This is a genomic window from Pelagerythrobacter aerophilus, from assembly GCF_003581645.1.
Classification (GTDB): Bacteria; Pseudomonadota; Alphaproteobacteria; order Sphingomonadales; family Sphingomonadaceae; genus Pelagerythrobacter; species Pelagerythrobacter aerophilus.
The window spans coordinates 417,517-436,390 of record NZ_QXFK01000014.1; the positions used below are offsets into that span (position 1 = coordinate 417,517).

General features: G+C 66.6%; 20 protein-coding genes and 1 tRNA gene. 5 read left to right on the forward strand and 16 right to left on the reverse strand.

The window, feature by feature from the left end; genetic code table 11:
* Positions 1-9: 9 nt before the first annotated feature.
* The 5 genes from prsR to D2V04_RS05885 all read right to left on the reverse strand — a co-directional run bounded on the left by prsR (position 10) and on the right by D2V04_RS05885 (position 5,830).
* Positions 10-1,371, reverse strand: coding sequence for a PEP-CTERM-box response regulator transcription factor (gene prsR / locus D2V04_RS05865; RefSeq protein ID WP_119512337.1), 1,362 nt, complete (start codon positions 1,369-1,371; stop codon positions 10-12).
* Positions 1,371-2,597, reverse strand: coding sequence for an XrtA/PEP-CTERM system histidine kinase PrsK (prsK, locus tag D2V04_RS05870; protein WP_182849675.1), 1,227 nt, complete (start codon positions 2,595-2,597; stop codon positions 1,371-1,373). The genes prsR and prsK overlap by 1 nt, the downstream gene beginning before the upstream one ends.
* Positions 2,594-3,979: a TIGR03013 family XrtA/PEP-CTERM system glycosyltransferase gene (locus D2V04_RS05875; RefSeq protein ID WP_119512339.1), complete on the reverse strand. Its 1,386-nt coding sequence runs from the start codon at positions 3,977-3,979 to the stop codon at positions 2,594-2,596. The genes prsK and D2V04_RS05875 overlap by 4 nt, the downstream gene beginning before the upstream one ends.
* Before the next feature lie 125 nt (positions 3,980-4,104).
* Positions 4,105-4,389: a hypothetical protein gene (locus D2V04_RS05880; RefSeq protein WP_119512340.1), complete on the reverse strand. Its 285-nt coding sequence runs from the start codon at positions 4,387-4,389 to the stop codon at positions 4,105-4,107.
* Positions 4,390-4,444: 55 nt separating this feature from the next.
* Positions 4,445-5,830, reverse strand: a complete 1,386-nt coding sequence (locus D2V04_RS05885; protein ID WP_119512341.1) for a helix-turn-helix domain-containing protein — start codon at positions 5,828-5,830, stop codon at positions 4,445-4,447.
* 150 nt (positions 5,831-5,980) lie between these two features.
* On the opposite strand from D2V04_RS05885, the gene D2V04_RS05890 reads away from it, so the two are divergent.
* The 3 genes from D2V04_RS05890 (at position 5,981) to D2V04_RS05895 (ending at position 8,439) form a co-directional block, all read left to right on the forward strand.
* The gene (locus D2V04_RS05890) at positions 5,981-7,579 is read left to right on the forward strand and encodes an isocitrate lyase (RefSeq protein WP_119512613.1); all 1,599 of its coding nucleotides are present in this window, start codon (positions 5,981-5,983) and stop codon (positions 7,577-7,579) included.
* Between the two features lie 43 nt (positions 7,580-7,622).
* On the forward strand, positions 7,623-7,793 hold the full coding sequence (locus D2V04_RS17885; RefSeq protein ID WP_182849676.1) for a hypothetical protein: 171 nt from the start codon (positions 7,623-7,625) through the stop codon (positions 7,791-7,793).
* A gap of 151 nt (positions 7,794-7,944) precedes the next feature.
* Complete coding sequence (locus D2V04_RS05895; RefSeq protein WP_147391776.1) at positions 7,945-8,439, forward strand: hypothetical protein; 495 nt, start codon at positions 7,945-7,947, stop codon at positions 8,437-8,439.
* On the opposite strand, the gene D2V04_RS05900 is transcribed toward D2V04_RS05895, so the two are convergent.
* The 7 genes from D2V04_RS05900 to efp form a co-directional block, all read right to left on the reverse strand.
* Complete coding sequence (locus D2V04_RS05900) at positions 8,433-9,791, reverse strand: amidohydrolase (protein ID WP_119512343.1); 1,359 nt, start codon at positions 9,789-9,791, stop codon at positions 8,433-8,435. The genes D2V04_RS05895 and D2V04_RS05900 overlap by 7 nt on opposite strands.
* A 201-nt stretch (positions 9,792-9,992) precedes the next feature.
* On the reverse strand, positions 9,993-11,795 hold the full coding sequence (locus D2V04_RS05905) for an SLC13 family permease (protein ID WP_228766280.1): 1,803 nt from the start codon (positions 11,793-11,795) through the stop codon (positions 9,993-9,995).
* A 345-nt stretch (positions 11,796-12,140) separates the two neighbouring features.
* A complete protein-coding gene (locus D2V04_RS05910; protein ID WP_119512344.1) occupies positions 12,141-12,275 on the reverse strand; it encodes an entericidin A/B family lipoprotein in 135 nt (44 codons plus the stop codon).
* Positions 12,276-12,411: 136 nt separating this feature from the next.
* Positions 12,412-12,496, reverse strand: a tRNA-Leu gene (locus D2V04_RS05915).
* 54 nt (positions 12,497-12,550) lie between these two features.
* Positions 12,551-13,369: an inositol monophosphatase family protein gene (locus D2V04_RS05920; RefSeq protein WP_119512345.1), complete on the reverse strand. Its 819-nt coding sequence runs from the start codon at positions 13,367-13,369 to the stop codon at positions 12,551-12,553.
* A gap of 16 nt (positions 13,370-13,385) precedes the next feature.
* Positions 13,386-13,739: a hypothetical protein gene (locus D2V04_RS05925; protein WP_119512346.1), complete on the reverse strand. Its 354-nt coding sequence runs from the start codon at positions 13,737-13,739 to the stop codon at positions 13,386-13,388.
* 1 nt (position 13,740) lies between these two features.
* Positions 13,741-14,304: an elongation factor P gene (efp, locus tag D2V04_RS05930; RefSeq protein ID WP_119512347.1), complete on the reverse strand. Its 564-nt coding sequence runs from the start codon at positions 14,302-14,304 to the stop codon at positions 13,741-13,743.
* 133 nt (positions 14,305-14,437) lie between these two features.
* Here efp and D2V04_RS05935 point away from each other — a divergent pair, with 133 nt between their 5' ends.
* A complete protein-coding gene (locus D2V04_RS05935; protein WP_119512348.1) occupies positions 14,438-14,806 on the forward strand; it encodes an elongation factor P in 369 nt (122 codons plus the stop codon).
* Here the strand turns inward: D2V04_RS05935 and D2V04_RS05940 are convergent.
* From D2V04_RS05940 to thiE, 3 genes are all read right to left on the reverse strand, one after another.
* Positions 14,803-15,486: a M23 family metallopeptidase gene (locus tag D2V04_RS05940; protein ID WP_407672057.1), complete on the reverse strand. Its 684-nt coding sequence runs from the start codon at positions 15,484-15,486 to the stop codon at positions 14,803-14,805. The two genes, D2V04_RS05935 and D2V04_RS05940, sit on opposite strands and share 4 nt — an antisense overlap.
* Complete coding sequence (locus tag D2V04_RS05945) at positions 15,486-16,679, reverse strand: L,D-transpeptidase family protein (protein ID WP_119512349.1); 1,194 nt, start codon at positions 16,677-16,679, stop codon at positions 15,486-15,488. Before D2V04_RS05945 ends, D2V04_RS05940 begins: the two co-directional genes overlap by 1 nt.
* A gap of 113 nt (positions 16,680-16,792) precedes the next feature.
* Positions 16,793-17,434, reverse strand: coding sequence for a thiamine phosphate synthase (gene thiE / locus D2V04_RS05950; RefSeq protein WP_119512616.1), 642 nt, complete (start codon positions 17,432-17,434; stop codon positions 16,793-16,795).
* Positions 17,435-17,513: 79 nt separating this feature from the next.
* Here thiE and D2V04_RS05955 point away from each other — a divergent pair, with 79 nt between their 5' ends.
* Positions 17,514-17,915 (forward strand): hypothetical protein, encoded by a 402-nt coding sequence (locus D2V04_RS05955; protein WP_119512350.1) that lies wholly within the window; start codon positions 17,514-17,516, stop codon positions 17,913-17,915.
* Between the two features lie 42 nt (positions 17,916-17,957).
* Here the strand turns inward: D2V04_RS05955 and D2V04_RS05960 are convergent, their stop codons facing one another.
* Positions 17,958-18,845, reverse strand: a complete 888-nt coding sequence (locus D2V04_RS05960; protein WP_119512617.1) for a fructose bisphosphate aldolase — start codon at positions 18,843-18,845, stop codon at positions 17,958-17,960.
* Positions 18,846-18,874 lie beyond the last annotated feature (29 nt).

Here is an 18,874-nt window from a genome sequence, read left to right on the forward strand (position 1 = left end):
AAGACCGGTTTACGCCTGCAAGTCATACTGCTTGAGCAGGTCGTAGAGCGTCGGCCGGCTGATCCCGAGCAACTTGGCAGTATGCGAGATATTGCCTTCGCTTCGCGCCAGTGCGTGGCGGATCATCTTCCGGTCCGACCGTTCCCGTGCGCTCTTCAGGTTGAGCGGGAAATCATCTTCGTCGCCCGCGCCGAGGTCGAGATCCGCCGCGGTGATCAGCTTCCCGTCGGCCATGATCACCGCGCGCTTCACGCGGTTCTCCAGCTCGCGCACGTTGCCCGGCCAGCTCCAGCCGTCGATGGCCGCGAGCGCATCGGGTGCGAAGCCGCCCACGGCAGGGTTCATCTCGGCCGTAAAGCGCTTGAGAAATACCCGTGCCAGCAAAACCGCGTCGCCCGCGCGCTCCGACAGCGGTGGGATCTTCACCACGATCTCCGCCAGCCGATAGAACAGGTCTTCGCGAAATCGGCCCTCAGCGATCATCGCCTCGAGATCCTGGTGCGTCGCGCATACGATCCGCGTGTCGACATCGATCGCCTTGCGCCCGCCGATCCGCTCGATCTGCCGCTCCTGCAGGAAGCGCAGCAGCTTGACTTGCAGGGGGAGCGGAATGTCGCCGACTTCGTCGAGGAACAGCGTTCCGCCGTGCGCCTGCTCGATCTTGCCTTCGGTGGTCTTCACCGCGCCGGTGAAAGCCCCCTTCTCGTGCCCGAACAATTCGGCCTCGAGCAGCGTTTCGGGGATTGCCGCACAATTGATCGCGACGAACCGACCGCCGGCCCGATCGCTCGCTTGGTGCAAGCCCCTCGCGAGCAATTCCTTACCCGTCCCGCTCGCGCCGAGCAGCATGATCGAGACGCCCGTGTTCGCCACCCGCTCCATCGTGCGCGCGACTTTCATCATCTCGGGCGCCGCGGTGATCAGACCGCCGAGCACGGTCCTGTCCTCCGCCGCCTGGAGGACCAGACTGCGGTTCTCTTGCTCGATCTGCCGCAGGTTGCAGGCGCGCCGGACGATCAGCCCGAGCGCCTCGATATCGACCGGCTTCTGGTAGAAGTCGTAGGCGCCGCGCGCGATCGCTGCGAGGGCACTTTCCCGGGCGCCATGGCCGGACGCTACGATCACCTTGGTGTCGGGCTTCAGCGCCATGATCGCATCGAGCACGGCAAAGCCCTCGCTCACCCCGTCAGGATCGGGCGGCAGGCCGAGATCGAGGGTCACCACCGCCGGCTCTTCGGCGCGCAGTGCGGCGAGCGCCGTTTCACGGTCGGTGGCGCAGACGACCTCGAAATCCTCGTAGGCCCACTTGAGCTGCGCCTGGAGGCCTTCGTCGTCCTCGACGATCAGGAGGCGGGGTTTTTCCCGAGCCATCATGCCGCCTCCACGGTGCGAATGAGCTCGGCTGCAGCGAACAGCGGCAGGCTGATGGAGAAGCGAGTACCGATCCCTTCCCGCGAATCGACGTCGAGCCGTCCGCCCATCGCGCGCACCAGTTCGCGTGCCTCGAACGCCCCGATACCGAATCCCGACGGCTTGGACGAAACGAAGGGACGGAACAGCCCGTCTCGAATGAAATCGGCCGACATCCCTTCACCGGAATCGATCACGTCGATCCGCCCGCGCACACCGTCGCTCGTGACGTCGAGATAGACCGGACCGTGTCCCTCGCTCGCCTCGATCGCATTCTGCACGAGATGAACCAGCGCCTGCTCGAGCGCTTCCGCGTCGGCGAGCACCGCAACATCCCCCGAATCGATGACGATCAGCGAAGCGTCGTCGGCAAGCCGGGCCTTGGCTCGCGCGGCCAGTTCGCGCAGCCCCACCCGCTCGCGCGCCGCACCGCCCCCTGCGCCATAGCGGCCGAGGCGGGCGAGCAGCGCGTTGAGTTTGTCCGCACTGTTCCGCAAGGTCACGAGCATGTCGGCACGAAAGGCCGGGTTATCCGCATGGCGCTCTGCATTTCGGGCGAGCAGCGAGAGCTGGCTGGCAAGGTTCTTCACGTCGTGCATCACGAAGGCGATGCGGCGGCTGAACTCGTCGAACTGGCGCGCCTCCATCAGCGCTTCCTGCCCGGCGCGCTCGGCGAGATAGCTCGCGAGCTGCCGGCCGACGATGCCGAGCAGGTCGATGTCCTCCCGGTCGAGCCGCCGGGGCGTGGCCGGACGCGCCAGAACGATGACGCCATGCAGACGGCCGAGATGAAGCAGTGGCACGAGCGCCCAGGCGTCGTGGGTCGCGGCGGCAAGCCAGTCGGGCAGCGCTCCGCTCCACCCCGTCTCGAACCCGCCGTTCACCTCGCCAATATCGACGATGTCTCCGGTCCGCTCGATCTTTGCCGCAAACTCGATCGGGAAGGCGACGACCGGCACCTCGATCGCGGACCAGCGCCAGCGCGCAGCCAGAACAAGACTGCCGTCTTGTTCGGGCATGAACAGCACCCCCCCGGCGCTGTCGGTCATCTCCGCAATGGCGCGGATCGCGCGCTCCGGCAGCGCTTCACCCGCCGATCCACCCTGGCCCATGGTGCGCGTAAAACGCAGCCATTCGGCGCGGTAATCGTAGCGTTGCCTGAAAAGATTCCGGATGCGCTCGATCACCGCGCGCCCTCCGGCCAGAGCACCACCCGCAAGGTCTGGAGGAGGATCAGCAGGTCGAGGAAGGGCGTGTAGTTCTTCGCATAATAGAGGTCGTATTCGAGCTTGTGCCGCGCATCCTCCGTCGAAGCGCCATAGGGATAGTTGATCTGCGCCCAGCCCGTGATCCCCGGCTTCACCATATGGCGCTCGGCGTAATATGGCAGCTCCTGCTCAAGATCGGCGACGAAACGGGGCACTTCCGGCCGCGGGCCGACGAAGCTCATCTCCCCCTTCAGCACCGTCCAGACCTGTGGCAGCTCGTCGATCCGCACCTTGCGGATGAACTTGCCGATCCGCGTCACCCGCGGATCGTTGCGCTCCGCCCATTTCGCACCGTCCTTCTCGGCGTCGGCCGTCATCGAGCGGAGCTTGATGAGGTTGAACGTCTGCCCGTAGAGCCCGACCCGCGTCTGGCGGAAGAAGGCGGGTCCTCTGCTGTCGAGCTTCACCAGCAAGGCGAAAAGCGCGATCACCGGCAGCGTGAGCAGCAGCAGCAGACCGCTCGCGGCAATGTCGAACAGGCGCTTGGCCGCGCTCGATACCATTCGGCCGGAGGAGAATCCGTCGGAGAAGATCAGCCAGCTCGGGTTGAGCGAATCGAGATCGACCCGGCCGGTCTCGCGTTCGATGAAGCTGCTGAAGTCGTTGACGTGCACGCCCATCGTCTTGACCCGCAGGAGGTCCTTGAGCGGCAACGCATTGCGCCGTTCCTCCAGCGCGAGGACGACTTCGCTCACGCCCAGGTTCTCCACGAAACGGCCCAGGTCGCGAATAGCCGAGCGTGCGATCGCCTCCTCCACCATCGGCTCGCCATCGGTCATCGCGATATAGGACACGATCGCGAAACCGCTCTCCGGGCGCTCCGCCAGTTTGCGGAGGCGTTGTGCGCGCCGACCCGCTCCAAGCACCATCACGCGCCGGCGAAAGATAGATGTGCCGATGAAAGAACCGATCAGAAGCCGCGCGAACACCAGCAGCGCCGCCGAAATGACCATCGCGAACAGGAGCGTGGAGCGCCAGAAGGTCAGCCCCGGAAGGAAGAAGTCGATGAACGACAGCGCGATGATCGCAAGGCTGATCGCGACCAGCAGCCGCGCACAGGCATAGCGCATCGAACGCAGGGCTTCGCTGCCGTAGACCCCGACCGCGATCATTGCGGTCCACACGGTCAACGCAAAGCCGGCGAGCGGCGCGACCCGCTCGGATAGCGGTCCGGTGTCGATCCCAGCCTGCGTCGCGCGCGCCAGCCAAGCCAGTTCGCCCGCCGCGATGAGCAGTAGCAGGTCGACTAGCCCCAGCAGCACCACCGCATGGGGAATATAGTGCTTGAACAGGCGGATCATCTCTGTCCCGGTCCGGAAAATCCTTGCGAAGGACAGCCGGACTACGATGCAGAAATGAAATGTCGGTAAATTTTACACCGCTCCCCGTCCACCGAAGAGGCGGACGGGCACGGTATCAGCGGGAATCAGTTCCCGTCGGTAACTTCGTCGGCCGCACGATCGACCGCATCGCCCGCCTGCTGGGCAGCGTCGCCCACTTCGCCGGCAGCTTCTGCAACAGCATTGTCCTTGGCGATTTCGGCGCCGCCGGTCTGGCTGAACAGATAGATGCCGACGATAAGCGCCACGATCAGCACGAGCGCGATGATCCATCCGCTCGAACCGCGGCGGGGCTCGTCGGTGACGACCGTGGTGTGCGTGTGGGTATCACCTCGCGGTGTTTCGACTTCGGTGGTGCGCTCTTCTACCATGTCTCTACTCCCTTACCGGTCTGGAAACTCCCGATCGCCAGCGGCGGTTCCCTCGTCAGCCCTCCGCGCCGAAGCGAAACGGCGTAATGCCGCGCTGGTGGTTCTCGAACGCGAGCCGAGCATTGCGCGGCGGCAGCGAGCGTTGGCGGCAGCCGGGGATGTGGCAGGCACGGCATCCGGGGCCGATCTGCTGTGCCTGCTCACGCCGGAGCGAATGTCCCCGCGCGGCCGCCAGATCCGCAGCGAAACGCGCTTCCACTCCGACGACCACGGCGAACTGCGCCTCCCCTTCGGCAGCAACGCCCTCGGTCAGCCGGGAGACCGTCAGCCAGTGATCGGGGGCTCCTTCCGCCACGTCCGGCGCGATCTCCTGCACGCACCATTCGCCGGCGCGCTCGAAGGTCCGGTGAACGTGCCATAGCGGGCAGCTTGCCTCGGATTCGAGGAAAGTCGCCCCGCTCGCTCCGGCGAACCGCTTGGAGAACTGCCCCGCGCGGTCGAGGCGGGCCATGAAGAAGGGAAGCCCGCGCTGGCCCACCCGCTGAAGGGTCGTCAGCCGATGGGCAAGCTGCTCGAAACTGACGCCGAAGCGCCGCATGAGAACCGGAAAATCGTACCCCGTTGCATCGCAGGCCCGCAGGAACCGGCCATAGGGCATGATCAGGGCCGCAGCGAAGTAGCCTTGCAGGTGCCGCTCGAACAGCTTGCGCGCGTCGTCGCTCTGGAACTGGCCGCCCGCCGCGAGCGTGCGGATCGCTTCGCGTTGCTCCAGTTGCGCAAGCTGTGCCGCGATCTGGAAGTTGCGCGACGCGGGCGAGAGCATTTCCGAAAGCTGCAACTGCCGCGCATGCAAATCGAGCCGCCGGATCGCTTCCGGCATGACTTCACGCGGCAGGATGCGCAGCGCGATCTGGTGCCGCTCCCGCAGACGCTCGACCAGTGCGGTGCCGATATCGGCGCGCGACAAGCGCAGTTCGTCGGCAAGCTCCTCTGCCGCGGCGTCGAGATCGGCGAAGTGATTGCGCCACCGCTCGATCTCGCGCCGGGACCCGGCGAGCGGATCCTCGCCCTCGGGGTCCCCTTCGCCCGCCGTATCGTAGAGCTGCGCAAAAGCGGTCGCGAAGTGAGGCGCCATGGCCAGCACTTCGCCGATCTCGTCGCGATCGATGGTGAGCCCGGCGAAACGCTGGTCGGCAAGCCGCCGCGCGAGTCCGTCGATCCCGCCGACACTCTCGGACTCGCGCAGGCTGCGGGGATCGAAATCGAACCGCTCGACCACCTGCACCATGACCCGGGCCGTCAACGGGCGCTGGTTGCGCTCTATCAAGTTGAGATAACTCGGCGAGATCGCCAGTTGCGCGGCCATTGCAGACTGGGTCAGCCCCTCGCGTTTGCGCAAGCGTCGCAAGGCCGGACCAGCGAAGATAGCATCATCCGCCATGTAAATTCCTTTACAAATTTACAGCACATGATGATCTACTCTGCGCAATCGGACAAGAAACTTTGTAATTTTATCTGTCCAGGCGCGATCCAACCCGCGATCAATGTCTCCGAAGCCGGAAGCGGCAGATCGATTCAGGAGACGACCGACGTGACCTACCAGGGCAAGATCGACGAGTTCAGGACCACCATCGCCGCGCAGGGCGCGCCGTGGAATGCGATCGATGCCGAAGCTGTCGCACGCATGCGGATCCAGAACCGCTTTTCCACCGGGCTCGATATCGCGCGCTACACCGCGAAGATCATGCGCGAGGATATGGCGGCTTACGACGCCGACCCCGCCGCCTACACCCAGTCGCTCGGCTGCTGGCACGGGTTCATCGGACAGCAGAAGCTGATCAGCATCAAGAAGCATTTCGGCACGACCAAGGGCCGATATCTCTACCTGTCCGGGTGGATGATCGCCGCGCTGCGAAGCGAATTCGGCCCCCTGCCCGACCAGTCGATGCACGAGAAGACCTCGGTGCCCGCGCTGATCGAGGAACTCTACACTTTCCTGCGACAGGCCGACGCGCGCGAGCTCGGCATGCTGTTCCGCGATCTCGACGCCGCCCGGGAGCGTGGCGACGAAGTCGAGACCAAGCGGCTGGAGCATGCGATCGAGAACCACGAGACGCACGTCGTGCCGATCATCGCGGATATCGATGCGGGCTTCGGCAATGCCGAGGCGACCTATCTCCTCGCCAAGAAGATGATCGAGGCCGGCGCCTGCGCGCTGCAGATCGAGAACCAGGTCAGCGACGAGAAGCAGTGCGGGCACCAGGACGGCAAGGTCACCGTGCCGCACGAGGACTTCCTGCAGAAGATCCGCGCGATCCGCTACGCCTTCCTCGAGCTCGGCGTGGAGGACGGGATCATCGTCGCCCGCACCGACAGCCTCGGCGCCGGGCTGACCAAGCAGATCGCTTACAGCACCGAGCCGGGCGATCTCGGCGATCAGTACAACGGCTTCCTCGACTGCGAGGATGTCGATCCCTCGCAGATCGGCAACGGTGAGGTGCTGATCACCCGGAATGGAAAGCTGCTGCGGCCCAAGCGTCTGCCGAGCAACCTCTACCAGTTCCGCCCCGGCACGGGCGAGGACCGCTGCGTGCTCGACTGCGTGACCGCGCTCCAGAACGGTGCGGACCTGCTGTGGATCGAGACCGAGAAGCCGCACATCGGCCAGATCGGCGGGATGGTCAGCCGCATCCGCGAAGTGATCCCGGACGCGAAGCTGGTCTACAACAACTCGCCCAGCTTCAACTGGACGCTCAATTTCCGCCAGCAGGTCTACGATGCCTGGGAAGCGGAAGGACGCGACCTGGCCGCCTACGACCGGGCGAAGCTGATGAGCGTCGACTACGACGGCACCGATCTCGCCGCCGAGGCCGACGAGCGCATCCGTACCTTCCAGGCCGACGCTGCGCGCGAGGCGGGGATCTTCCACCACCTCATCACGCTGCCGACCTACCACACCGCGGCGCTCAGCACCGACAATCTCGCCAAGCGCTACTTCGGCGAGGAAGGGATGCTCGGCTACGTCAAGCAGGTGCAGCGCGAGGAGATCCGCCAGGGCATCGCCTGCGTGAAGCACCAGAACATGGCCGGCTCCGACATCGGTGACGACCACAAGGAATACTTCGCCGGAGAGGCCGCGCTGAAAGCCGGCGGCACGGCGAACACGATGAACCAGTTCGCGGCGGCCTGAGCCCCCCGAGCCGCCGCGGACACCGCCCGAAGGAGAAGGCATCATGAGCAACGAAACGCTGCCACGAGAACCGTCCCGCGCCCGCGCGCTGTTCTCGACCGCGGACTTCAAGCTGCTGCGCGCCGCGCTGGCCAGCCATGCTCGCACGACCGAAGACCGCGACGAGCTCGCCCGGATCAACGCCCTGCATCACCGGCTCGGAACATATAACTGAGCAGACGAACGATCTCCTGGGGAGGAGAGTACGGCCGTCGGGGTTCCTCGGACCTCGGCGGCCGTCATGGTTTCAAGCGGCTCGTTGCCGGATCTTAACCATTTTCTGACAGCCCTCGAGGCCGATGGCACGGCGTGTGAACCCGGCGGTGTTGAACGCCAAGATGTACCGGCACTTCGCCGTCGTCACCGTGTGCCTGACGAGTGCGCTCGCGATCCTCGCGGACGGCGAAAATCGCGAGGCGGTGGCGGACGAACTGGCCCGGCGCGACCGGCAGGCGGAGCTGAAGCGCGCGGAGGCGGAGAAGTTCGGCACGCCCGAATTGATCACCAGCTCCGCCCTGCGCGGCGGCCACGCGGCGTCCTTCGACTACGGCGGCACCGCGAGCACGTTCGGCGCGCCGATGGATACCGCCGGCGCCAGCACCCAGGGCGAAAGCGGCTATCTCCCGCACAACAGCACCACTCGGGTCGGCACCGGCATCGACTATGCAGCGCTCGGCGTCACCAAGGAGGAGTTCGAGCGGCTCGATCCCTCGGAACAGGAAGCGCTGCTGCGCGAGTTCCGCCAGCTCCGCTCCCGCCAGGCGCGCTCGCTGCTCGAAGGCTCGCTCGCGCGCGGCGGCGGGAGCTCGCTCGACTACTGACCGGCAGCGGGCAGCAGGTCGAGCGTCGCCGCGGTCAGCGCTTCGGCGGCGGTCGCGATCACCTTCTCCGCGTCGGGCGCCCAGAACGGGCTGTGCAGCGAGGGCAGCGTGCCCTCCCCGTTCTTCGCGGCATCGAACTGCGCCTGCGGCACGCCGCCGACCCAGAAGATCAGCGACTTGAGCCCATCGGGATCGGCGCGCAGGTACTGGCTGAAGTCCTCCCCGCCCATGACCGAAGGCACCTCGACCACGCGATCCTCGCCGAAGCGGGTACGGAAGCCGGCCATGACTTCCTCGGTGAAGTCCGGCGAGTTGAAGGTCGAGGGCGTATAGGGATCGGCGACCGTGACCGTCGGCATCTTGTCCTCCGGCATGCCCGCCGCGATCGCCTCGCCCCGCGCGATGCGGGCAATGCCGTCGAGCAGCATCTTGCGCGTCTCGTCGCTGTAGGAGCGGACGGTCAGCTGCAGCTTCGCTTCGTCGGAGATGATGTTGTGCTTGGCCCCCGCATGGAAGCTGCCGACTGTCACCACGGTCGGGTCGAGCGGGCTGCTCTCGCGGCTGACCAGCGTCTGCAGCTTCGTCACGATCGCGCTCGCGAGTACGATCGGATCCTTCGTCGTGTGCGGATAGGCGCCGTGCCCGCCGACCCCGGGAACCGTGATGTCGACGCTGTCGACGTTGGCCAGCGCGTAGCCGGGCGAATAGCCGATCGTCCCCGCGGGAAACTGCGCAGCGTCGTGGAAGGCAACCACGTAATCGGGCTTCGGAAAGCGCGTGTAGAGCCCGTCCTCGATCATCGCCAGCGCGCCCTCGCCGATCTCCTCGGCCGGCTGCAGGATCATCACCAGCGTGCCGGACCATTCGTCCTTGCGCTCGGCGAGCTGCTGCGCCGCGCCGATCCAGGCGGTCATGTGCGTGTCGTGCCCGCAGGCGTGCATGACGCCGGTCTCCACGCCGGAGGCAGGAACGGCCACTTCCTTCGAGGCGAACGGCAGCCCGGTCTGCTCGACCACCGGCAGCCCGTCCATGTCGGCCCGCAGCATGACCGTCGGCCCCGCGCCGTTCTCCATCACCGCGACGACGCCGGTCTTGCCGACGTTCTCGGTCACCGTGAAGCCGAGATCGCGCATGCGGGCGGCGAGCTTCTTCGCAGTCTCGACTTCCTCGAAGCTCAGCTCCGGATGGGCATGGAGATCGCGGTAGAGTTCCATCAGGGCGGGCATGTCGGCCGCCACCGCATCGCGCAACTCGTCGGCATGGGCCGGAGCAGCGAGCGCCAGAGCCAGGGCCGAAGCCGCCAAGGCTGACACTCGACGGGCAAATGCGTTCGGCGAACCTACTGCAATCATTGAATAATCCCCTGGTTGTCGTGACCTTCCGAACCCGCGGTCACGCGAGTGTGACTTTCGACTGTCACCTTGGGATTTGCCGTCAGCTCCAGGCCCTCGGCCGCCCCTCTCGCCCTCGCACGTGTCATCGGAAAGGATCATTGCAGATCGAGGACGTGTAGGAAAGACCGTGCCACGCGCCTCGGCAGCGGCGTCGTGGCCCTACATGCCGTAGGTGGTCACCAGCAGAATCGAGAGCGTCGTTACCATCAGCAGCACCAGCGGCACGCCGGTGCGGATGTAGTCTTTGAACTCGTATCCGCCTTCCGACATGATCAGCATGTTCGTCTGGTAGGCGATCGGCGTCGCGTAGCAGAGGTTGCACCCGAACAGCACGGCCAGGATCAGCGGCTCCGGCGGCAGGCCGAGCTGATGCGCGATGTTGAACGCGATCGGCGTCCCCACCGTTGCCGCCGTGGCATTCGAGGCAAAGTTCGTCAGCAGGGTGACGAACAGCATGATCGCCGCGAGAACCACCGCCGGCGGGAGGAACTGCAGCCCCGACGCCATGGCTTCGCCGAGCCATGCAGCGGCACCGCTTTCGAGAATGATCCGCCCGATCGCGATGCTCGCGGCCACGAGCACGATGACCTGTGCCGAAAGCGCGCGGCCGACGCGGTCGAACTTCACGCACCCGGTCACGAACATCAGGATCGCGCCCGCCAGCGCCGAAATCGCGATCGGCAGCAGCCCGATCGAAGCGAGCCCGACCGAACCGACCATGATGCCGCCGGCGAGCACCGCCTTCGACCGGCGGGGAAGCTCGCGCATGCCCTCCAGCGTCAGCAGGCTGTCGGCGCGCGCGAAGTTGGTGAGATCCTTGGGAATACCCATGACCAGCAGCACATCGCCTTCCGCGATGCGCAAGTCGCCGCCTTCGTTATAGCGGTCCCGCTCGCCCACCAGCCGCTGCGGGCGATGGATGCCCAGCACGGCCACGCCGTAGAGGTCGGCGATGCCGGAGGTGGGCAGGGTGCGGTTGATCAGGCGCGAGTCCGCCGTCACTGTCATCTCGACGACCGCGATGTCTTCGCCGCTGGCCGATGAACTGCGGCGGATGCGGTCGAGCACCCAGTCCGGCGCCACCTCGCCCTTGAGCGTGCGCATGGCTTCTTCCAGCGCCTCGTGGGTGCCGGAGACGCTGAGCCGCTGCTGCGGCTGGATCGGGCCCTGCGGCGCGTCGTGGAATTCGAGATCCGCGGGCAATTTCGGCAGGATCGACGCGAGAACCTGACCGTTCAGCGCGCTCTCGTCGCCCACGCGCAGCCGGGTGTGGAACCGCCGCGCCGCGTGGTTGTCCTCCGTCCGGTTGTCGCCGAGGAGACGCGGCATGACCAGCCACAGGTAGGGCAAGGCCACCAGCGCCGCGACGAGCACGATCGGCGTGTAGTGGAACACGCCCATCTGCGGCATGCCCAGATCGCGCGCGATCGACACGACGAGGATGTTGGTCGAGGTGCCGATCGTGGTTGCCATGCCGCCGATCAGCACCGCTGCGTTGAGCGGGATCAGGGTCTTCGAGGCAGGCATGGCGCCCCGCGCCGCGAGGCTGACGAAGATCGGCAGCAGCAGGACCAGCACCGGTGTGTCGTTCACGGCCATCGACAGCGCGAAGGCGATCAGCAGCGAAATCAGCAAGCCGAGCTGGAGATTGATCTTGAACACCCGCTCGAGGAACCGCGCGGCAGGTTCCAGCGCGCCGGTCGTCACCAGGCCGCGGCCCATGATCATCAGCGCGCAGATCGTGATCAGCGCATAGTGCCCGAAGCCGGAGAAGGCGAGCTGGAGGCCGTCGGTGGGCCCGGTGCCCTCAAGCGGGAAGAAGTACAGCCCGACCGCGATCACCGCGATGGTGAGCAGCGAGATGATCTCGGTCGACATCCGCCCGCGGGCAAAAGCGACGAACATCGCGACCGTAACCGCCATGGCGGCGATCGCGTGGAAAGAAGGGACGCCGGGGAACATCTACCGGGCAATTCCCAGAGCCGCCCGCCAAGATCAAGCCAATTCCGCCTGACGGAAAGGGAAGCCCTTCCAATAGGCCGTTGCAGTTGCGGGAAATTCTGGATGTTCAGGAGGCGAACGCAGGCACCGCGCTGGAGCGATCAGCGGGCTTACGGCAGGGTATCGCAGGCCCGCACAGAGGCCCAAGCGCGCATGGCGCCGAAATCACCTTCGCAAGTTTGTCTGCAAGCGACGCGACGGCAGACGTTGGACTGAGGAGACGCCAGAGGATCAAAATGGAGGCGGCGCCCGCCTCATCGGAAGTCCTCTGGACGTCTCATCAGAAGTTCTCTGGGCGTGCTGCTGCTAGCAGTTTCCTTCCACTCCATCGGCGCAATCTCCGACGGATTCTACGTCTTCACCAGCCCCTTCAACGGTGTTGCAGGCCGACAGGAACATCACTGAGCCGCCTAAAGCCAGCATTGTCAGAAGCTTCTTCATTTTCCTCACTCCGATGCACGGATCCAATCCGTTCCGTGTCGGCACAACGGTAGCTCGCAGCGGTAGTTCCGTTGCGGCGGCGGCCTTTATCATCCGAAGTGTGCGGGAGGCCGGAGGTTGGCCGCCTTGCAGGCTGTGGTGCCCCTGGCCGGACTCGAACCGGCACTTCCGTAGAAATTCGATTTTGAGTCGAACGCGTCTACCAATTCCGCCACAGGGGCACTGATGCGGGAGGGCGCGGATAGCGGAGCCGTATCCCCCCGGCAAGAACGCACTTAGACCTTCAGCGCGCCTGCCAGCAGCTTGTGCAGCCTGGAATGGAGGCTGTCGTTGGCGGCGAGGACCTGCTTCGCGTGGATCGGCTGCGAACGGCCGCGGTAGTCGCTGACGAAGCCGCCGGCTTCGCGCACGAGCAGGCACCCCGCGGCGGTGTCCCAGTCGGCGAGATCGCTTTCCCAGAACCCGTCGAAGCGGCCCGCGGCGAGCCATGCGAGATCGAGCGAGGCCGCGCCGTAGCGGCGGATGCCGGCGACCTGCGGGCCGATCGCGGCGAAGATCCGGCCCCACTCGGCGAAATCGCCGTGGCCGCCGTAGGGGATGCCGGTGCCGATCAGGGCATCGGACAGGCGCGAGCGAGAGGAGACACGCAGCCGCCCGTCGTGCAGCCAGGCGCCGCGCGATTTCTCGGCCCAGTAGGTCTCGTCGGTGATCGGCTGGTACACCACGCCCGCGGTCACTTCGCCCCAGCCCGAGCCGTCGAGCTTCGGTTCTTGCGCCGCGATCGAGACCGCGAAGTGCGGAATGCCGTGGAGGAAGTTGCTGGTGCCGTCGAGCGGATCGACGACCCAGCGTGGCTTGGTGGGGTCGCCCTCGATCGTGCCGGCTTCCTCCATCACGAAGCCCCAGTCGGGGCGCGCGTGGAGCAGTTCGTCGTAGATCGTGCGTTCGGCGATCCGGTCGGCCTTGGAGACGAAGTCCGAGGGCCCCTTGCGGCTCACCTGCAGGTGTTCGATCTCGCCGAAGTCGCGCCGCAGACGGCCGCCCGCCTTGCGCGCGGCGCGTTCCATCACGCGGATCAGTCCTGGAAGAGCCATTGTGTGTCCGTACTCGTCAGTCGAGCGCGATGCGGATCGATCGCGCGGTCAGTTCGATTTCGCCCCAGCCGCTCGAGATATTGGCGTAGTCGCCGTCGATCGTGGCCGAGTAGATGTCGCTGTAGTTCACTTCGCGCCCCTCTTCCGGCTTGGCCTTGCGCAGGCGCAGGTCGTCGAGATCGGCGAAGCGGATGAAGCCCTTGCCGTAGCAGCCGTCCGACCCGTCGCCGGGCGGCTGGTATCGGGGATGCGATTCGAGAAGGCGGAAATCCATCTCCAGCGTGAGCGACTCGTCGTCGTAGATCACGCCCAGGACATAGCTGGCGGGAAGGTCGATCCCGTCCAGCTTCGGGTCGCCGCCTCCGCTCATCTTACCCGGCCTTGCCCACGTAAGTCCGCTCGTACACGTCGACCACGATGCGCGTGCCGCTCTCGATGTGCGGCGGCACCATCACGCGCACGCCATTGTCGAGCACCGCGGGCTTGTAGCTGGAGGAGGCGGTCTGCCCCTTCACCACCGCGTCGGCCTCGACGATCGTCGCCTCGACCTGCTCGGGCAGCGCGACCGAGATCGGCTTCTCGTCCCACAGCTCAAGCGTGACCTGCATCCCGTCCTGCAGGAACGCCTTGGCGTCGCCCAGCAGGTCGGCGGGCAGGTGGATCTGCTCGTACGTGTCCTGGTCCATGAACACCAGCATCTCGCCATCCTCGTAGAGGTACTGGAAATCCTTGGTGTCGAGCCGCACCCGCTCGACCGTGTCGGCGCTGCGGAAGCGCACGTTGGTCTTGCGGCCGTCCTGCAGGTTCTTCATCTCGACCTGCATGTAGGCCCCGCCCTTGCCGGGCTGGGTGTGCTGGATCTTGGCGACCTTCCAGATGCCGCCTTCGTATTCGAGGATGTTGCCGGGACGGATGTCCACGCCGCTGATTTTCATGGTTCAAGGAGCCTTCGTTGGAAGGGCGAGAAGAAATCCCGCCCGCAATCGCGCGCCGCGCCTTAGCGGAGCCGCGGGGCGCGGGCAAGGTCGCTGGCGTATGGCGGGCGGCGCTGTTAGGAGCGGGCGCGTCATGATGGGACGCACGATCGCCTTTCTCACCGCGGCGGGCCTCGCCTCGCTCGCTCTCACCGCGCAGGCCGCGCCGGGCGGCAAGCTCGGAACGCTGCCGCACGGGACCTACGTCTGCTCGACCCCGGGCGATGCGATGGGCGCGCCGTGGAATCTGATTCCCGGCGGCGCGTTCACCATCGACACTGCCTCCACCTACGAGACGGCGACCGGATCGGGCACTTATCTGCTGACCGACGATCGACTGGTCTTCACCCGAGGCCCGCTCAAGGGCGAGCGGTTCATCCGCACGGGCACCACGACGCTGCAGCGGACCGACAGCAAGGGCGTGCCCCGCCGGGTGCGCTGCGTCCGCGGACCGTCGCGCTAGGGCGCCTTGGCCGTCAGCAGCGGATAGGGATTGACCGCGTTCGCCGGCTCCCACCAGTCGGCATCGGCGGTGGTGCGCAGGATCGCGAAATGGAGGTGCGGCGCGTCCTCCGAGGCGTTGCCGGTGCTGCCGACCGAACCCAGCCGCTGCCCGCGCCGGATGCGCTGCCCTTCCCGCAACCCTTCGGCGTATTTGTCGAGATGGGCGTAGTAGTAGATCGTCTGCCCGTCGTTCGAGCGGACATAGATCGTGTTGCCGCCGGCCTTTGAGCGGAACAGCTTCTCGATCCGCCCCGGCGCCGCCGCGATCACCGTCGTGCCGCGGGGCGCCATGATGTCGATCGCCTCATGCAGGCGCTGCGCGTCGGCGCGCTCGTCGGTGAAGGTATCGGAGAGATCCTGCGCCCGCACGTTAAGCACCGGGACGATCAGCTCGCGCAGCTCGATCGCATCGGGCGCACGGGCGGCAGCGGCACCGACGGCATCCGCCCGCCGCACGGCGCCGTCTTCGTTCGGCGAGGGAGTCGGACTCGGCGCCGCGTCGGCCGGATGGGTGGCGTCGCGCTGATGCTCGCCGTCGGCCAGCTCGATCAGGCTGCCACCCGCGACGATCCACACCGCCGAGGTGAGCGTGGCCGTGATGACCACCGTGAGCATCCTGTCGACAAAGTTCAGCGCCATCAGGCCTCGAATAGCACTTTCGTGCTCCCCGTCACCATTTCCGCGAGCCGGGCCGCATCCCAGTTGGTCAGCCGCACGCAGCCGTGGCTCTGGGTGCGGCCGATCGTCTGCGGCTCCGGCGTGCCGTGGATGCCGTAATGCTCCTTGGTGAGATCGATCCACACGACCCCCACGGGGTTGTTCGGCCCCGGCGGAATCTGCTGTTCCTCCTCGTGGTCGGGCACGTCCCAGAACAGCGAGGGATCGTAGGCGAAGGGCGGATTGAAGGCGACGCCCTTCACCCCCCACTCGCCAAGGGGCAGCGGGTCGTGCTCCGAGCCCGAGGTGACGGTGAACAGCGCCACGAGCTTGTCCTCGCCGTCATAGGCACGCAGCGTGCCCTTGGATTTGCTGACGACGATCCGCGCCACCTCCGGCTGCTCGCTGCCGACGCCGAGCATCTGCAGTGTGCGCTGCCAGTCGGGATTCTCGATCGTCCCCGGCGCGATCCGGTCCGCCCCGACGTTGGGGACGCGGATGAGCTGCCCTGCCCTGAAAGACACCTGCGCGTCGGACTTGCCGCGCGCAGCCGGCGTTGCAGTCGGCTCGGACGTTGCCGGCGTCCCGGCGGCTCCCGCCGCACCCGCTGGCTTTCCGCCGGGGTTGAGCGCCGCGAGCACCTCCACGGTGGTATGAAAACGCTCGGCCAGCTTCTCCGCCAGCGACGCGTAACCGAGCCGCTCCATCTCCGCCTGTTCGGCCGGATCTTCGGGGATCGGCGTGAAGGTGAGCTTCCCCCAGGCCTCGGGGATACGCACCACGCGCGTCGCGGCGATATTGTCCCACTGCGCGAGAGCCTGGCGCGTCGGTTCGTCCAGCTCGCCGGTCGCCTCCAGTCCGTTCGCCTCCTGGAAGCCCCGCAGCGCGTTCCGGGTGCTCATGCCCATGGCGCCGTCGACCACGCCGGGACCGAAGCCCTGCCGATCGAGCACGACCTGCGCCTGCATCATCGGCCGTTCCTCGCTGTCGGGAATCTCGGGCACCGTGCGCTCTCCCTGTGCGGGATCGTGCGAGGCCATCGAATCGGCGAGGTTATCGTCCGCCGGCGCGGCGGGAGCCGCAGTCGCTTCGCTGTCGGCCCCGTCGCCGTCGGTGCCGTTCAATCCGCAGGCGGACAGGGCGATCAGGGAAGCGGCGGCAAGTGCAAGGCGCATGGAGTTCTCCCGGTTGGCGGGGCGCGGCCGCCCCCTCGCCCCGAAGAACGCGCGATGCCGGGGATATTTCCGCGCCTGCCGCGCAAATACCCGGAAAGCGGGGAAAAAGGCGCCTAGTCCTTCGGCGCCGCAGCGGCGATCGCGCGGTGGAATGCACGCACGGCTTCGCCCTCATCGCCGCCCCAAATGGCATGGCTCACCGCGAGGAAGTCGGCACCGGCCGCCACCAGCGGACCGCAATTCTCGGGCGTGATGCCGCCGATCGCCACGCAGGGAATCTCGACTACCGCCTGCCACCAGGCGAGCAGCTCGAGATCGGGCCGGTGCTCGCTCGCCTTGGTCTCGCTCGGGAAGAAGCTGCCGAAGGCGACGTAGTCCGCCCCGGCCTCGCCCGCTTCGAGCGCCAGATGCCTGGAGGCGTGGCAGGTGACGCCGATCTGCGCCTCCCGCCCGAGTGCCTCGCGCGCTTCCTTCGGCGAACCGTCGGATTGCCCGAGGTGCACGCCGTCGGCCCCCAGGCGCTTCGCCAGCGCGATCGAATCGTTGACGATGAAGGCGCAGTCGTGCGCGGCGCAAATCTCTTGCAGCGGCGCGGCGAGCCGGGCCGCGTCATGCTGGTCCACGTCCTTCACGCGGAACTGGAACGCCGCCACCTCGTCCGCATCGAGCGCGCGCGCCAGACGGTCGGGAAAGCCGCCGCCGACGTCGAGCGGCGAGATGAGGTAGAGCTGCGTGCTGTGGGGCGTATCGGTCATCGCGCGGTAGGTAGTGCGGCCGAGGGGATTCGTCACGCGTTCAGGACCCGGAAAGCGGCCGTGCGCGTTTATTGCGCTCATGAACCGCGCCCTCGCCTTCGCCTCTGCCGGCCTCGCCTCGCTCTCGCTCGCCGCCTGCATGGTGGTTCCCGACGCGCCGAACGTGGAGCGGACGCCGAAGCCCGCGGGCTACGCGGTGCCGATCGGGCAGCCGGTTCAGGTCGGCGATCTGGTGGTGACGCCCAAGGGCGTGGTGGAGGACAGCCGCTGCCCCGACAACGCGCGCTGCGTCTGGGCCGGACGGCTGATCGTGAAGACGCAGATCGACGGCACCGGCTGGCGCGACACGACCGATATCACGCTGGGCGAAACCTACGGCACCCACGACCGCGTGATCGCACTGGTTTCGGGCATTCCCGAGAAGAAGGCCGATCGCGAGACCCGGCCGGAGGAGTACCGGTTCGTGTACGAGGCGCGGTAATCAGGTCCTCTCCATTTTTTCGCAGCACAAATGGGGAGGATGTCAGGCCACGCTGGCCGCGTGGATACGGTTGATCGCCGCCCCGAGCGTGGCGTCGAATTCCTCGTCGCTCTGGCCCGCGCGCAGGTCCTGGAGCAGGCCGCGGCTGAAGCTCGCAATCATGCCGGGGTTCTTCGACAGCTCGGCGCAGGCTTCGTCGGTGCTGTAGCCGCCCGAGAGCGCGACCACGCGCAGCACGGCGGGATGCTCGATCGCGGGGCGATAGAGGTCCGCCTCGGCCGGGATCGACAGCTTGAGCATGACCTGCTGGCCTTCGGGAAGCGCGTCGAGCCCTTCCATGATCGCCTCGAGCAGGACCTTCTCGCCCTCGGCGCGGTCGGGTGACTTGATGTCGTATTCCGGCTCCAGGATCGGCATCAGGCCCATCGCCAGGATGCGCGCGCCTTCGGCAAACTGCTGATGGACGATCGCCTTGATCCCGGCAGTGTTATTTGCGTTGATGACCGAGCGCATCTTGGTCCCGAACACGCCCTTGTCCCGGGCGCGGGCGAGCAGGTTCTCGAGATCGGGCATCGGCTTCATCAGCTGAACGCCGTTCGCCTCGTCCTCCAGCCCCTTGTCGACCTTGAGGAACGGGACGATGCCGCGTTCCTTCAGGCGTTCGGGCACGGGCTTGCCGCCGCTCGTGCCGTCCATGGTCTTCTCGAACAGGATCGCGCCGAGGACCTTGCCGTTACCGAAGCAGGGGCTCTCGATGATGCGGCTGCGCATCTGGTGAATCAGCGCGAACATCTCGTCGTCGCCGTTCCAGGCGCCTTCCTCGATGCCGTAACCGCGCAGCGCCTTCGGGGTCGAACCTCCCGACTGGTCGAGCGCGGCGATGAAGCCCCGGCCCGTTGCGATGCGATCGGTCATTTCCTGCTGATTCATCATCTACCCCTTGGCTTATGCATTCGTAT

Coding starts and splice junctions, on each gene's coding strand:
- prsR (WP_119512337.1), bottom strand. CDS start 1,371: ATGGCTCGGGAAAAACCCCGCCTCCTGATCGTCGAGGACGACGAAGGC.
- D2V04_RS05875 (WP_119512339.1), bottom strand. CDS start 3,979: ATGATCCGCCTGTTCAAGCACTATATTCCCCATGCGGTGGTGCTGCTG.
- D2V04_RS05880 (WP_119512340.1), bottom strand. CDS start 4,389: ATGGTAGAAGAGCGCACCACCGAAGTCGAAACACCGCGAGGTGATACC.
- D2V04_RS05885 (WP_119512341.1), bottom strand. CDS start 5,830: ATGGCGGATGATGCTATCTTCGCTGGTCCGGCCTTGCGACGCTTGCGC.
- D2V04_RS17885 (WP_182849676.1), top strand. CDS start 7,623: ATGAGCAACGAAACGCTGCCACGAGAACCGTCCCGCGCCCGCGCGCTG.
- D2V04_RS05900 (WP_119512343.1), bottom strand. CDS start 9,791: ATGATTGCAGTAGGTTCGCCGAACGCATTTGCCCGTCGAGTGTCAGCC.
- D2V04_RS05905 (WP_228766280.1), bottom strand. CDS start 11,795: ATGTTCCCCGGCGTCCCTTCTTTCCACGCGATCGCCGCCATGGCGGTT.
- D2V04_RS05910 (WP_119512344.1), bottom strand. CDS start 12,275: ATGAAGAAGCTTCTGACAATGCTGGCTTTAGGCGGCTCAGTGATGTTC.
- D2V04_RS05920 (WP_119512345.1), bottom strand. CDS start 13,369: ATGGCTCTTCCAGGACTGATCCGCGTGATGGAACGCGCCGCGCGCAAG.
- D2V04_RS05925 (WP_119512346.1), bottom strand. CDS start 13,739: ATGAGCGGAGGCGGCGACCCGAAGCTGGACGGGATCGACCTTCCCGCC.
- efp (WP_119512347.1), bottom strand. CDS start 14,304: ATGAAAATCAGCGGCGTGGACATCCGTCCCGGCAACATCCTCGAATAC.
- D2V04_RS05935 (WP_119512348.1), top strand. CDS start 14,438: ATGATGGGACGCACGATCGCCTTTCTCACCGCGGCGGGCCTCGCCTCG.
- D2V04_RS05940 (WP_407672057.1), bottom strand. CDS start 15,486: ATGGCGCTGAACTTTGTCGACAGGATGCTCACGGTGGTCATCACGGCC.
- D2V04_RS05945 (WP_119512349.1), bottom strand. CDS start 16,679: ATGCGCCTTGCACTTGCCGCCGCTTCCCTGATCGCCCTGTCCGCCTGC.
- thiE (WP_119512616.1), bottom strand. CDS start 17,434: ATGACCGATACGCCCCACAGCACGCAGCTCTACCTCATCTCGCCGCTC.
- D2V04_RS05955 (WP_119512350.1), top strand. CDS start 17,514: ATGAACCGCGCCCTCGCCTTCGCCTCTGCCGGCCTCGCCTCGCTCTCG.
- D2V04_RS05960 (WP_119512617.1), bottom strand. CDS start 18,845: ATGAATCAGCAGGAAATGACCGATCGCATCGCAACGGGCCGGGGCTTC.